This is a genomic window from Tautonia marina (genome assembly GCF_009177065.1).
In the GTDB taxonomy this organism is placed as follows: domain Bacteria; phylum Planctomycetota; class Planctomycetia; order Isosphaerales; family Isosphaeraceae; genus Tautonia; species Tautonia marina.
The window spans coordinates 352,111-366,245 of the sequence record NZ_WEZF01000001.1; the positions used below are offsets into that span (position 1 = coordinate 352,111).

Annotated in this window: 9 protein-coding genes; 3 read left to right on the forward strand and 6 right to left on the reverse strand. The window is 66.2% G+C overall.

Annotated features, from left to right (window positions below):
* Positions 1-185 precede the first annotated feature (185 nt).
* Positions 186-2,153: a thioredoxin-like domain-containing protein gene (locus GA615_RS01345; RefSeq protein ID WP_152049453.1), complete on the reverse strand. Its 1,968-nt coding sequence runs from the start codon at positions 2,151-2,153 to the stop codon at positions 186-188.
* Between the two features lie 920 nt (positions 2,154-3,073).
* On the opposite strand from GA615_RS01345, the gene GA615_RS01350 reads away from it, so the two are divergent.
* Together GA615_RS01350 and GA615_RS01355 are read left to right on the forward strand one after the other, a co-directional pair.
* Positions 3,074-4,531 (forward strand): ExeA family protein, encoded by a 1,458-nt coding sequence (locus tag GA615_RS01350; protein ID WP_152049454.1) that lies wholly within the window; start codon positions 3,074-3,076, stop codon positions 4,529-4,531.
* 616 nt (positions 4,532-5,147) lie between these two features.
* On the forward strand, positions 5,148-5,945 hold the full coding sequence (locus GA615_RS01355) for a polyprenol monophosphomannose synthase (protein WP_235904973.1): 798 nt from the start codon (positions 5,148-5,150) through the stop codon (positions 5,943-5,945).
* A 192-nt stretch (positions 5,946-6,137) separates the two neighbouring features.
* Here the strand turns inward: GA615_RS01355 and GA615_RS01360 are convergent, their stop codons facing one another.
* The 3 genes from GA615_RS01360 to GA615_RS01370 form a co-directional block, all read right to left on the reverse strand.
* A complete protein-coding gene (locus tag GA615_RS01360; protein ID WP_152049456.1) occupies positions 6,138-6,650 on the reverse strand; it encodes an REP-associated tyrosine transposase in 513 nt (170 codons plus the stop codon).
* A gap of 221 nt (positions 6,651-6,871) precedes the next feature.
* Positions 6,872-7,246: a hypothetical protein gene (locus GA615_RS01365; RefSeq protein ID WP_235904976.1), complete on the reverse strand. Its 375-nt coding sequence runs from the start codon at positions 7,244-7,246 to the stop codon at positions 6,872-6,874.
* A complete protein-coding gene (locus GA615_RS01370; RefSeq protein ID WP_235904978.1) occupies positions 7,243-7,557 on the reverse strand; it encodes a hypothetical protein in 315 nt (104 codons plus the stop codon). Before GA615_RS01370 ends, GA615_RS01365 begins: the two co-directional genes overlap by 4 nt.
* 326 nt (positions 7,558-7,883) lie before the next feature.
* Between GA615_RS01370 and GA615_RS01375 the strand changes: the two genes are divergently transcribed.
* A complete protein-coding gene (locus tag GA615_RS01375) occupies positions 7,884-8,771 on the forward strand; it encodes a ThuA domain-containing protein (protein ID WP_152049457.1) in 888 nt (295 codons plus the stop codon).
* A 106-nt stretch (positions 8,772-8,877) separates the two neighbouring features.
* Here the strand turns inward: GA615_RS01375 and GA615_RS01380 are convergent, their stop codons facing one another.
* The gene (locus GA615_RS01380; RefSeq protein ID WP_152049458.1) at positions 8,878-11,220 is read right to left on the reverse strand and encodes a c-type cytochrome domain-containing protein; all 2,343 of its coding nucleotides are present in this window, start codon (positions 11,218-11,220) and stop codon (positions 8,878-8,880) included.
* 292 nt (positions 11,221-11,512) lie between these two features.
* A complete protein-coding gene (locus tag GA615_RS01385) occupies positions 11,513-13,738 on the reverse strand; it encodes a PPC domain-containing protein (protein ID WP_152049459.1) in 2,226 nt (741 codons plus the stop codon).
* Between the last annotated feature and the right edge of the window lie 397 nt (positions 13,739-14,135).

Genomic DNA, 14,135 nt, shown 5'->3' on the forward strand with positions numbered 1-14,135 from the left:
ATCCTCTGTCACCGGGGCCATCACGACCGGACAGACTCAGGCACTCGCCGCCTTGGCGAATGTTCGATTAAGCTTATTTTCTCGAAAACGATCCGCCAGGTCAACAAAATAAGGCGGCAATTTTTGCAAAAAAATGATCCGGTGTCCTCCCTTGATCGAGTGGAGGACACTGGACCCTCTCGCCCTTATTCCTTCTTCGCCAGGGCCTCGTCGAGCTGGCCCTCGGCCTCGGTGGCGGAGCGGACCTCGCGGTCGACGACGGTGCCGGAGGGGTCTACCAGGATCATCGTTGGCAGGGAGATGATGCCGAACTCGTCGGCCAGGCGGCTCTCCATGCCCCCTTCCTCGACGATCGTCTGCCAGGGGCCTTGCTCGGCGAACGACCGGGCCGATTCGGGGTCGCCGTCAAGGCTCACGGCGACGATCGCCAGCGCGTCTTTCCGCCGCTCGGCCAGGCGGGCCAGTTCCGGAAGCTCGCGCTGGGTCGGGGGAGACGAACCGGCGCCGAAGACGATCAACACGTGCTTCCCGTTCAGGCTCGCCACGTCGATCGTCTGGCCATCGAGGCCCGGCCCGGCCAGGCTGATCGGTTTGCCGACCAGATCGAGCCGATTCAGGGCCCCGGCCCCCTTGCGGCCCGACGGCGTGTCCGGGAACTCCTTGGCCAGCCGTTCGTAGACCGTTCGGGCTTCGTCCTCAGCCCCGTTAAACTCCTTGATGCTGGCCAGTTGGAACAGGGCCTCGGGCACCTCGTCGGCCTTCGGATAGTCCTTGAGGAACCCTTCCAGCCCTTCGATCCAGGCTTTCTGGGCTTCGACGAGCTTCTCCGGGTCTTTCGAGGCTTGCAGGCTGTACTCGGCCGGAATCAGGCGGAAGGCGGCATAAGAGCCGAGCGCCCCGCCCCCCTTCACGAAGTCGTCCAGCACCCGCTTCGTGGCCGGGCCGATCTGCGGGTCGCCGGTCTGATAGGCGGCGGCGAGGCTGTTGATCGCTTCCTTCTCGTATTCGAGCCGGTCGGCGTCGGAGGCCGCGGCAATCACGTCGCGCAGCTTCCGGACCCGCTCGTAATGGTAGGTGGCGATCTCCTTTGCGTTCCCCTTGGCGAAGACCTCGACGGCTCCTGCGTCGTAATCGGCCAGTGCCCGCAGGGCCTTCTCCAGCTCGGGGCTCACCTGCGAGGCCACCGCGCCCCCGGCTCCTCCTTCTCGATAGAGCCAGGCCCGAATCCCTTCGTAGGCCGTGATCATCTCGGCCTGAGACGGATCGGGGTTGAAGGCTCGGGGCAGGCCGACGAACTTCCAGACCTCGCCGACCTTCACCAGCTCGGGAACCTGCAAGTAGGCCACCTTGCCCAGGTCGGTCATGCCGTCGGCCGATCCGGCGAAGATCACCGAGTTCTCGAACAGCAGCACGTCATCCTTCAGCGCCGCCGAGGCGTCGGCCGGAATCAGGTGGGGCATGTCGGCATCGAACCGAAGCCAGGAGGTCGTCTTGGTCCAGCCCCAGCCCCCAAGGGCCTTCGACAACGCCTCGACCGCGGCCGGACGTTCGCCGGTTTCCTTGCGAATTTGCTCAACGAGCCCCCTGGGCAAGCCGAGATTGGCCAGCTCGTCGGCCGAGGCCATCACGGTGTTCAACAGTGCCTGGTCGCCGGCCACGAGCGCATCGACCAGCACCTTGCTGGCTTCCTGGGCCGACAGGCGGCGCCACGAGACGATCTTGCCCCCCTCGACGGCGGCAATCCGGGTGCCGGCGGTGTTGAGCCAGCGCGACTCGTCGATCTTGCGATCGTCGTTGTAGTCGATGTCTCGGTAGACCTCGAAGCCGTCTCGGTAGTAGCACCACTGGTCGATGTTGCGGTCGCCGCTCACGTCGATGAACCGGCGAAGGGTGCGGCCCTGGGCGTCTCGAATGACGACCGTGACCCCCTTAACCCCGCCTCCCACTCGGGAGGCCGGCAGCACCTCGGCGGTGCTTGAGGCAATGTCGGCCGGGTCGGTGGGCGTGTCGTATTCGACCCCGCGCTGAACCGGCCGGTTCTCCTTCAAGATGCTGGCCACGTCGAGCTGCTGCGCCATCGAGGCTCGGCCGGTCGACAGGCCAAGCACCACGGCGGCAGCAATTGCCGCAGACCGGAAGCGGGCGGCACGCATCGGCTCCTCCTTCACCTAGTGACTCCCGAGCGGTGATCCGAACCGCACGATTTCAAAACGCCTCTCCCCAGATGCTTCGGCACGCGACCGAGTCGGGGTCAAGCCTCCCGAACCGGCTGCGAGGACGGCCGTCCGGGTCGTGCTGAATGTGCCTGTTCCTCGGGTGGCCCGACCGGGCAGTCCCGCGTTCACCCATCCGATAATGCGTTGCCCCTTTGCCTTGGGTGGCCCCGGTTGCTCGCCAACCGGGGCGGCGCAGCCGCACGAGGGGACGGGGGGCCGCACCGAGACCGCTCGTCGCTCCGCGACCCCGGTTGACGAGCAACCGGGGCCACCCAGAAAAAATTCTCTCGCGTTGAGAAAGATTGACCGTAAGCCGTTTTCAATTCAGGACTTCTGTTGATATTAAGAAAGGCTCCGCCCCCCCGGCGATCCCTGCAACCGGAAAATGCTTGAACAACCGGAACGCAATCGCTGTTCCGGGGGCCGTTTTGCACAATCGCCGAACGATCGAAACCAATGGCCGTTGCGGTTCGAAGGCCAAGGCTCGCTTGCGCTTGAGACGTACCATTCCCCGAGACATCGGCTCGGAAGTCGGTGCCCAAAACGTTCGCACCCAGAGCGTTCCGATTTGCAAAAAGTTCCAACACGATCGCGGAACGACGCACACAAACGACCCGGCCTGGCAGTTTGGTTTGGTCGTGCCGAGTGGATCGATTGTGGGTGGGTGATTCCTGCCATTCTGAACCGGTTCGAGATCAAGCCCCGAGGTGGTCCCCTCCGATATGAGGGGGGATGGTTGACCGGGCACCGTTGATCGGCCCGCGTTCCGGATCGCGATCGATCCGATTCAAAGGGTCGTGAGCCGATCGCTCCATGCCGGTCCGCCGGCCCAGCCCAGGATCAGGAGAGTGGCGGCGATGGACCGACGATTCGACTCCGACCGAGACGCGAAGGATCGCGATCGGGCCGGCCAGGGGATTGAGTCTTCCGTGCTTCCCAGCCGGATCGACGCCCGATCGGCCTGCTTCAAGGGGCTCCAGCAAGGCCGAGGCCTCGTGCTCTTGACCGGCGAGGCCGGCTCGGGCAAAACCTGGCTGTGCAAGCACCTGGCCGGATCGTGCCCGCAGCTTGGCCGCTGGCTGGTGCTCGACGCCGCCCCCTCGGATTCCGGGTTGGATCTGCTCCGGCGCATCTTGCGAGGGCTCGGCCGTCGCGACGCCGCCTCGGTGCTCGACCCCCGCTCCGAACTGACCGATGAGCTGATCGAGCAAGCCGAAGAGGGCCGCCGCTGGGTCCTGGTGCTCGACGAGGCGCAGAATGCCTCCGACACCGTGCTTGAGGAGTTCCGCCTCCTCTCGAACCGGCTCGGACAGCCCGACGGCGTCGCCGGCCTCGTTCTGGTGGGCCGAACCAGCCTGGTGCTCCGGCTGCGGAGCCGGTCCTGGGAATCGCTCCAGGCCCGACTGGCGGTCCACGCCCAGCTCGGCCCGATCGACGCCGAGGAAGCGCGAATGCTCCTGGAACGCTCCTTGGCCGATCGCTCCTGGACCCGAGAGACGATCGAAACGCTGCACGCCCGAGCCGTCGGAAACCCAGGCCGGTTGCTCCGCCTGGCCGATCGCCTGGCCCCCGCCGTGCGATCCGAGCCCAACGCGGTCGCCGCTCGCCCGGCCTCCAGCGTGCCGACTCCGTCGATCCCCGCCCTCGATCGCGAGTCTCCCCGCCACTGGTCTCTCGCTCCTCGAATCACCTCCTTCGACCGCTCGCCCGAGCCCATCACCGAGCCTGAGGCCGAATCCGAGCCCGACACTCCCTGCTGCAATCCCCCCCGGCTGGGCGAGGCTCGGCCCCCGCTTCGGTTCGAAGACGGGGTGATCGAGGTCGGCTGGGCCGATGCCGACGATTCCCCGGCCAACGATTTCCCGGCCGAGACCGCCGTCGCCGACGCGCTCGCCTCGTCACCCGGCCGTGCCGAGTCGTTGCTCGACGCTTACGACGCGATCGAACTTGGCCTGTCGTCGTTGTCGGAGGTGGTCGAATCGCCCCCCCCGCCCATCGAGCCCTCGACCGTGGCGATTGACGATCGCTACGCCGCCATCCAGGCTCAATCGCAATGGGTTCGCGCCCTGGAAGCGGCCCGAGCCCCCGTCCCGCCCTCGACCGGCGATGCCGCCGGTCAGGACGACTCCTCCGACCACTCCCGAGCCTCGTGCCTTTGCGAGGGCGACGGTGAGATCGGTGCAGACGACCGGCAAGAGCAACGGGATTGGTCCTCCGTTCGCCCCTCGGGCCAGGTCCGCGCGGAATCGGGTCAGGAGTTCGCCCCCTATAGCCGACTCTTTTCCCAGTTGAATTCCGCCAACGAGCCGGAGTAACTGGCCCCGGCCCCAAGCAGGAATGTCGGGCGATTCTCGGGAAATGGCTCAAACGTGCCTGGACCGATCGCCGATTGAGGATTACCAATGAGACGCGAATTCCCGCCCCTCACCGGGCGGGATCGCCGGGAGGGCAGGTGCCGTCGCGCGTTGCCAACGATTGATGCTCCCGTGCCCCCCACTTCCCGAGGGGGGACCTCGCGCACGGTGGTCCTGGCGAGCGGTTCGGATTCAACTCCGGATGCGCGGCCTGGGCCTGCAAAGGCGGCACCTGCCCGTTCCCGAACTGTGTCTCCATTTCAACCGGGCGGTTCGCCCGGGCATTCCGGATAGCCTTGGATGTTCCGAGCCGTGAAAAGGTCCCGGTCCCTCTCGTAAGGTGCCGTCGCGTCTTCGAAGACGCACCGATCCTTTGCCAGGATGTTGCGGTTTGTCTTCGGAGGTGCTGTCGTCCCCCTGGGATTCGGACAGAGTGGACTGAAATTCCGGTTCGGTTCTGCTAGGCTAGTCCGATGGTAGGGGATGCGTGCTGATGCCCGTGACCGCCCCGTTGCGACCTTCGTTCCGATCGGCCCTGAGCAGGCGCCGGTCGGTTTCGCCCCGTCCCGGATGTGTCGTGAGCGACGCCCTTGATCTCGCCACCGAACCCTCGACCTCGCCCCCTCGGCTGGCCGTTTCGCTGGCCACCTACAACGAGGCCGACAATCTCGTCCCCCTCGTCCGGGCGATCCGCAAGTACGCGCCCCACGCCTCGATCCTCATCATCGACGACAATTCTCCCGACGGCACCGGCCGCGTCGCCGATCAGCTTTGCCAGCAGTTGCCCGACATTCACGTTCTGCACCGAACCGGCAAGCTCGGCCTGGGCACGGCAATTCTCGAAGCCATGCGCTTTGCCATCCGGGGCCACTACGACCAGCTCTTGAACCTCGACGCCGACTTCAGCCATCCGCCCCGGTTCATTCCCGACCTGCTCGCCGGCATGGATCGCCACGACGTGATGATCGGCTCGCGCTACGTCCCCGGCGGCGGGGTCGAAAGCTCGCTGTTCAACACCAAGCGCAAGCTGATGAGCTGGGCGATCAACACCTACGCCCGCGTCTTGCTTGGCCTCTCCTCCCGCGATAACAGCGGTTCCTATCGCTGCTACCGCGTCTCGAAGCTCGCGGAGATGGACCTCGACCAGGTCAAATCACGCGGCTATTCGTTCATGGAAGAGATCCTCTACTGGTGCCGGCTCGTCGGCTGCACCATCGGCGAGACCCCCATCATCTTCGAGGACCGCCGCGCCGGCAAATCGAAGATCAACACCCTCGAAGTCCTCCGCGCCCTCGACGTCATCCTCCGCCTCGGCCTCACCCGCCCCTTCCGCCGCCGACCCTCGAAGGCTCGTCCTCCCGCCGTCAGGGCCTGAGATTCCCTCTCGTCCCCCTTGCGTCCGAGCCCTCTCAACCCTCAACCCTCGCCCCCGTTCACGGGGGAGAGGGTGGCCGCAGGCAATAGTGTTCGGCACGGGATTTTCCGCGGGACGTGAGTTGCTATGATGGAGGTTCTCCGCGGGTGGCCCGGACAACTCGTTGTCCGGGCGGCGAAGCCGCAAGAGGCGTCAGTCGAGCCAGCCGACCGGCACGCCGACGCTATGCCCTTGCTTATAGTACCGGGCCGAACTCCAGGGCCAATCGCACGGGCGAGCGACCAGGCCGGCACGCACCGGGTTCTGGTGCATGTAGGCGAGCTTCTCCTCGAACTTGTGCTCTGAGTAGAGGTTGAAGCCGTAGTAACGGGGTTGCCAGATCGGCTCCGACAGGTCAAAAGCCTGGGCGTACGCAGTCATCCCGATGCGCAGGAAGCGCTTGATCTGCACGGAACTACGTTGCTTCCACTGCTTCATGAAGTGGGATAGCTGGTCGACATCCGGGAACCAGAGGATCGCATGCACGTGGTCGGGCATGACGACAAAGCCGACACAACGGCCGTGCTGCAATGACAGTTGCGAGGCGAGGACCCCGAGGACGATCCGCTTGGGCCGGTCTTGGTCGAGAAACCGACGGCGTCGATAGCACGAGAAGGTCACGAAGTGGGCGTGCCTGTCTCGGTCGTAGATACGCCTTGTGGCCATGCGATGAGCCTACGATTGGCCCGCCCGGACCTCAAGCCTCTCGTCGCTGCGCGACCCGGACAACACGTTGTCCGGGCCACCCAATGGATGAAGACCATTGACGGAAGCCCTTGCCAGTTGTGGGATACCCCAACTGGCGTTTCGATCACCTCGTCGGCGCGCAGGGATAACATCTCCAGCGAGGCTCGGACCGGGGCCGGGGCGGTTGCCTTCCGGCAGGCTTAGCCTGCGTCGCGCTCTCGGACGGTCAGATAAACTTCCTGGCACGTCTCGGCAATCCGCTCGCCCAGGCTCTGATACTTCACCTCAAGCTGACCCGAGTACATGCTCAACACTTTACACAGAAACGCCGAGTGCGAGGCATCGGCCTCCTCGGCGAACTGCTGCAGCGATTCCTCGATCTGATCGGCGAGGTAGAGCAGGAACTGGGCCTGCCCTTTGACCTCGGCCAGAGAGCGGTGCAGCTCGGGCGATCCGCCCGGATCGAACGGGCGATCGGAGGTGGTCGCCAGTTCCGAGGTGGCCTCGGTGGCCGGGTCCTCACGGGGGTCGAGGGCGGTTGCCGAGGGGTTTGATTCCGTGGGTCGGCCGTTCATGCGGCGTCCTCCGTGCCGAAGCTGGGTTCGCTGTTCACCAGCGATTCGAGCGAGCCGCACAGCTCGCCGACGAGCCGCATGTTCTCGCACTCGACCGCGAGGTTCGAGGCGTGCATCTCGATCAACTGCCGCAGGAAGATCCGCGTGCCGGGGTCGGCCTCCCCCTCGAAGCGTTCAACATCGGCCACGGCGGCCCGCACGAGGTAGTCCATGAACTGGAGCTTCCCTCGAATCGAGGTGCAGAGCCGATCAAGCTGGCCGAGTTCGACATCAGCCGAGGGTGGCAGGGCGGTCGAAGCAGGGTGCGACATCCGTATCTCCCCGACCCTGCGGGTCGGTTGCTCGACGAGGAGGAACCCGCCCCACGGGCCGGACCCGAACGGGCCGAGTTCCGAGGGGCCGCCGGCACTCGCAATGCACTCGCAAGCCGCCGGCGTTCCACGATGGAGCGTTGGAGCTTAACCGGGTCGGTCCTGCTCGACAAGCGATTTTCTCGACGCACCCTCTGGCGACCCGGCGCCCTCGGGGTATCATGCGCCCGAAGCGGGGCGGGCAGGGGCAGGTCGTTGCGACCGCCGATCCCGGCCCGTCGGCGATCCGATCGCGATTCGAACCGAACCACCGGGAGCAACGATCCATGATCCTCAACCGACGCCGCATGCTCTTGGCCTCCGGGGCCGCCGCCCTGGGAGCCTCCGCCTTCGCCCGCACTCTCTCCGCCGCGCAGCAGGGCGACCGCAAGAAGGTCCTCTACTTCACCAAGAGCTCCGGCTTCCAGCACTCGGTCATCGCTCGCGACGGCGACGAACTTGCCCACTCCGAGAAGATCCTCATCGACCTCGGCGCCGAGCACGGCTTCGACGTGACCGCCTCGAAGGACGGCCGTCTGTTCGATCCCGACCGCATCGACGAGTGGGACGCCTTCGTCTTCTACACCACCGGCGACCTGACCCAGCCCGGCACCGACGGCCAGCCCCCCATGTCTCCCGAAGGGCTCAAGGCCTTCCTCGACGCCATTCAGTCCGGCCGCAAGGGATTCGTCGGCATCCACTGCGCCACCGACACCTTCCACAGCGGACCCGACGACCGCACCCCCTACATCGAGATGATCGGCGGCGAGTTCATCTCGCACGGTCCGCAACAGGTCTCGAAGATCAAGGTCGTCGATTCCGAATTCCCCGGCGCCGACGCCTTCGGCTCCGAGTTCGAGATCAACGACGAGTGGTATGCCTTCCGCAACATGTCCGACCAGATCCACGGCATCATGGTCCAGCTCACCGACGGCATGACCTCCGGCCGCTCCCGCGACTACGAGCGGCCCGATTACCCCATGACCTGGGTGAAGAAATACGGCGACGGCCGCGTCTTCTACACCTCGATGGGCCACCGCGAAGACGTCTGGACCAACCCCAAGTACCAGGGGCTCCTCATCGGCGGCCTCAACGTCGTCACCGGCCGCGCCGACGCCGACTTCACCCCCAACGTCTCCGAGATCACCCCCGGCTACCAGACCCTCCCGGGCTGATCGAGTTCCCGGGCAAGGAGTCTGAAGCCAGATCATCGAGGGGGCTGAGGATCGCACACGCGACCCCCAGCCCCTTGCGTTTCCCATCACCGGATCTTCCCGCCCCTCACTCCTCCCGGCCCGCCGTCAGTGACGGCTCCGGCCGCGCTCCTGAGAACGGCTCGATCTTCCGGATCAACGCCCCGTCAGCCCCCTTCCAGAGGAAGATGGCCCCGGTGTCGTCTCCCGCGGCGACGATCGAGCCATCGCCCGAGGTCGCAACGCTGTAGACGTAATCGGTCGGGCCGTTAAACCCGCGCTGAATGCGGCCGTTGTCGACGTTGAACAGGCGGACGGTCTTGTCGCCCGAGGCTCCAATTGCCTCCTTCTTGCCCGGCACCCAGCGGACCGACGTGACCTGGCTGCCCACGGCCTGCGAGGTTCGCAACTGCTCGCCGTTTTCATAGTCCCAGAACTTCAACACGTTGTCGGCCCCGCCGCTCACAAGCTGCGTGCCTTCGGTGTTCCAGTCGACGCTCATCACGTGGTGCGTGTGCCCTTCAAACGCCTTGAGCCGCTCTCCCGAAGGAATGGCCACCACCCGCACGAACTTGTCGGCCGCGCCGGTGGCCAGGCTCGTCCCGTCGGGGCGGAACTTCACGCCGAAGACCGTGTCGCTGTGCAGCTCGGGCAGGTCGAGCAGCAAGTTGCCCGTCTCCGCGTCCCAAAGCTTCACCTCGCCCGACCCCGCCGGCTCGCCGCCTCCGGTGGCAATGAGCTTGCCATCGGGGCTGAAGTCGATCGCCAGCACCCGGAACACATGCGGTTCGAGCGTCGTATGCAACGACCACTGCCCCTCGAACGTCCAGACCTTCATGCCTTGATCTTCGGCTCCCGAGACCACCCGGCCGTCTCCGGCAAACGCCAGGGCGCTGACGGCCGCCACCTTGGTCGGGTCCTCGGCGTTGACGTGACCGAAGGCCACCACGCCCACGCCCGTCTCCGCCTCCCAGACCTTCAACCCGTTGGCCCCCGCCGTGGCGATCCGATCGCCCGACGGCGAAACGGCCACCGCTCGCACGCCGCCCTCATGGGCGTTCACGACCACCCCAGCGGCTCCATCGGCCAGCGACCAGAGGCGTGCCGTGCCGTCCGCTCCACCGCTGACGACCGTTCCGCCATCCGGCGAGCAGGCCAGCGCCTGCACCGCCCCCTCGTGCGCGGCGATCGTCCGCGGTTCCCCGTCCCCTTCGATCGACCAGATCCGGACCGTTCCGTCCTGGCCTCCCGAGATCACCGCCGACCCGTCCGGCGTCACCGCCAGCGCCCGCACGGGTCCCTCATGCCCGGTCCGCTCGACCGGCTCGGCCCCCTCCGGGAATCCAGCCCCCGGCCCCTCGGGCAAGGACCAGATCCGTACCACGCCATCCTCGCCCGCCGTGGCCAGACGCTTGGCATCCGGGCCGACAAATGCCAATGCGTGAATCGCCCCCTCGTGTGCCTTGTGATTCCCGATCGCCGCGCCGTCCTCCAACTTCCAGAGGCGGATCACCCCGTCGGCCCCGCCGGTGGCAATCACCCCGGCCTCACTCGGCAGCGTCACGGCGTGCAACGCTCCTCCTTCGGCCGGGCCAATCGTGCGGATCTCCGCATCGCTCGTCGCGTCGGCCACGCGGATCGAACCGTCTTCCAGCACCGCGACCACCGTCGCGCCATCGTTCGACGCCGCAATCGCGTTCACCTTTGCACCCAGGCCGTCGAAGCTCCTCGCCTGCGCTCCCTTCGGCGCATTCCAGACGGTCACGATCCGATAGCTTCCCGCCGCCAGCCGCGAGCCATCGGGGCTAAACCGGATCGACTGGATGAGATCCTGATGCCCTCCGAGCGTAATCACTTCCTGACCTGTTTTCGCGTCGAAAACCTGCACCACGTTCGCCCGACCAACGGCCAGCTCGTTGCCGTCTCCGGTCAGATCGACCGCCAGGACCGGGTTCACCCCCGGCGGCAAGGCCCCCAGCTCGATCGCTGCGTCCGCCGCCTCCAGCTCGGCCATCATCTCCTCGGTGTCGTCCTTGGCTCCCTGGTCGATCCAGAGCTTCAGCAGGCCCAGCTCATCGGGCGTCATCGGCTCCAGGTTTTTCTCGACCGGCGGCATGAACGGCTCGACCGTGTGCGCGGCCATCTGAAAGAGCAGGCTTTCCTCCGCCTTCCCCGGCACGATCGACGGCCCGCTCGTGCCCCCCTTCAGCATCCCGGCCACTTCTTCCATGTTCAGATCATTCTCGGCCAATGCCGAGTTGTGGCATCCTGCGCATCGGACATCAAGAATATCAATCAATTCCGTGATGTAACTCACCGGCTCGTCCCGCTCCGGCACGTTCACCTCAAGCTGTCGGGCCTGAGTCACGGTCGCCACGCCAACGGTCAAGAGCAGGCAGAGCAGGGGGGGGAACGTCGATCGCATTCGCATGGGTGCGGGTCCTGTTCGGAGGGAGAGATCAGGCGGGAAAGCGGAGGATTGACGAGAATTCTGAGGTGAGACTCAGACACTTATGGAGATCCCAAACCAATGTCCGAGTTTCGAGAGCGGCCCCTGGGTGGCCCCGGTTGCTCGCCAACCGGGGCGGCGCAGCCGCAAGAGGCTGCGGGAGGCCACACCGCGACCGCTCGTCGCTCCGCGACCCCGGTTGGCGAGCAACCGGGGCCACCCCAAACCTTGGGAGTCACGTGGTGTCGGAAGGCCCCTCGTGCAGCCTTGATCCTCATTGCTCCTTCGGTCGGACGGTCAAGATGATCGGGTTCGACGGCTCACTCAGGTTCGCCTCCATCGTCGCTTCGGGATTGCGCGGGTCGGCCACGGTCGCCTTCCCCCCGGCGCGGAGGAAAATCGTATAAACGCCCGGCTGCACGTTTTCGGCCACCGTCACGGGCACCGCAACTGTGTCCTTTTCGGCCTCGATCTTCGCGTTGGCGATCGCCAGGTTGTTCGGCAAGGCGTCGGGAGTAATCTGAAACTCTCCTTGCACCCCCTCGCTTCGGGTGATGCGGGCCGTCAGCTCGAACGATCCGCCCTGCGCCACCGTCACCGCGTTCGGAACCACCGAGAGCCGGGTTGCCGCCTCCGGACGCAACGCCATCACCAGCCCTCGGGTCACCCGAGCCGGGGTCGGGGCATTCCCCCCCGGTGGAGGTCGGGTGATCGTCCCCGCCACCGCCACGCGAGGCGGTTCGTCCACCGGCTCGCCGTCTTCACCGAGCCGACGCCCCACCAATCGCACCGTTCCCAGCTTCGGCGGCGCTCCGGCCGACGCATTGAAGATCATCGGCGCTTGCACCTGATCGCTCGCAATCACCACCGGATCGCTCGACACCCCCGCCGGCAACCCCTCCGCCTCGACCCGAATCGGACCGGCCAGCCCATCAAATCGATGCGCCAGCACATACGCCACCGATCGCCCCCCGCTCAAGAGCGTCAGTCCTTCCGGATTCCCCGGATCGTTCGGCGCGGCGAACAGGCGGAACTCGGGCTGCTGCGGACGCACCACCAGCCGATACACGGCCGTCGGGTCCACCTCTCGGGCGTTGTACAGGTCGCCGACGGTGACTTGATACGTCCCGTCGTCCGGCGCCTCGAACCGCACCACCGGGTCCACCGTCCCCGTGCCGAAGCGGTTGCCGGTGCCGGGGTCTCCCTGGTCGTCGGCCTCAATGATGTCCCGGAGCGAGCCGTCCTCCATCACCCGCTGCACCAGCACGGTGGCATCGACGGGCGAGCCGATCCGATCGGCCAGCACCTCGATCATCCAGACTTGCCCCTTGGTCGCCTCGAACCGAAACACGTCCTCGTCGTCCACCTCCCGGAAATCTCCCGAGAGGTCGCACGGCGGCACGATCGTCATGGGTTCGTCTCGATCGCTCGGCCCCTCCTCAACCACCACCGGCCCCAGCGCCTTGGCCAGAAAGAGCGGGTTGGCGGCCCCTCGATCCGTTTCCGGCACGAACCAGAACCCCGGAATTCCCCCTCCCGGACTGGTCGTCAGACCCACGCCGGGACGATCCGGGTCGATCTGCAACTCCGGGGGCGCGGTGATCGTCACGGTCAACCGCTCCAGCGCCTGCCCGTCGGGCAAGATCGTTCCCGACGGCTCCCCCCCCAGGTTCCGGCCGAGCAACGTCACCTCGACCGTCGATCCCGCTTCCACCGCCCTCGGCACCACGGCATCGACGTGAGGGCCGTCATGCACCGTCAGTCGATACACATGCTGCGGTGATCCCGCGTAGATCACATCCCGGACCTCGACCCGGTACGTCCCATCCCCCGGCAAGACCGTGTCAATCAAGGGGTCGTGCTTGACCGTGCCGTGCCCATACGCCAGCTCCCGGCCGTCGAGGTCGTACAGGCGGATTTCCCCATCCAGCCGGCTGTCGATCCGCACCGCGGCCAGGTCGATCAGAATGCGTTGATCCGCCTTCCCCTCGAAGCTGAACCAATCCACATCGGTCGCGCCGTCGATCTGACCGTTGACCACCTGACCGACACTCATCGTTCCCGTCTCGGCCGGTCCGTTGTTCGGCTCCTGCTCGATCCCCTCCGGCCGCTGCCCGACCACAAACGCCTTCGGGTTGCTCACCCCCAGCGGACCGACCACCCGCACATCGTGCAGGCCCAGCGGCACCTCAGGCCCGATCGTCACCCGGAACCTCGGCGGCGAGGCATCCCCCTCAACCCGCTCGGTCGTGATCCCCGGATGATCGAACCAGAGCCCCGAGGCCGACTCCATCTCCGCCCCCACGAGCCTGACCTCGACCGCCTCTCCCCGCTGACCTCCCGGCGGGAACAGCACATCGAGCCGATGTTTCGGCATCTGCGCCTCGACCACCGAGGCCGCGATCCCTCCGCCCACCCATGCCACCGCCATCATCGGCGCAAGCCACCGAAATCGTCTGGCCCGTCGCTCGGCGGGCCCCTTCGGGCGGGATCGGCTCATCGGGTCGGCTCCGGCGTGAGGAACGCAAGGCGGGCTCGTTGTCTTCAATCAACCAACGGAGGGCGATCAACCCGGCGGCCGCGCCCTTCGACGCCCAACCCCCCGGCCGATTCGATCCCTCCATCATAAATCCAACACCCTCCCAATGGCACCCCCCCTCACTCGCCGCGTTCCCCCACCGCCTCCGTCCCGAGAGTCGGGAGGCAGGGGATCTGTGTGGTGTGCAAAAATTCAATGCTCGCGATCCTTGATCTCTCCCCCTCCGTGTTTCATCCGTGTTCCATCCGTGGCTCCAAACCTCCCTTTCCCAAAAAAACGCAATTTAGCCTCCCCGATTTCCTGATTGTTTCAGAGAGAGCCCGTTTCTTCGCCTCGCACCCCGTCCTCGCGGGACCGG

Coding starts and splice junctions, on each gene's coding strand:
- GA615_RS01345 (WP_152049453.1), bottom strand. CDS start 2,153: ATGCGTGCCGCCCGCTTCCGGTCTGCGGCAATTGCTGCCGCCGTGGTG.
- GA615_RS01350 (WP_152049454.1), top strand. CDS start 3,074: ATGGACCGACGATTCGACTCCGACCGAGACGCGAAGGATCGCGATCGG.
- GA615_RS01360 (WP_152049456.1), bottom strand. CDS start 6,650: ATGGCCACAAGGCGTATCTACGACCGAGACAGGCACGCCCACTTCGTG.
- GA615_RS01365 (WP_235904976.1), bottom strand. CDS start 7,246: ATGAACGGCCGACCCACGGAATCAAACCCCTCGGCAACCGCCCTCGAC.
- GA615_RS01370 (WP_235904978.1), bottom strand. CDS start 7,557: ATGTCGCACCCTGCTTCGACCGCCCTGCCACCCTCGGCTGATGTCGAA.
- GA615_RS01375 (WP_152049457.1), top strand. CDS start 7,884: ATGATCCTCAACCGACGCCGCATGCTCTTGGCCTCCGGGGCCGCCGCC.
- GA615_RS01380 (WP_152049458.1), bottom strand. CDS start 11,220: ATGCGAATGCGATCGACGTTCCCCCCCCTGCTCTGCCTGCTCTTGACC.
- GA615_RS01385 (WP_152049459.1), bottom strand. CDS start 13,738: ATGAGCCGATCCCGCCCGAAGGGGCCCGCCGAGCGACGGGCCAGACGA.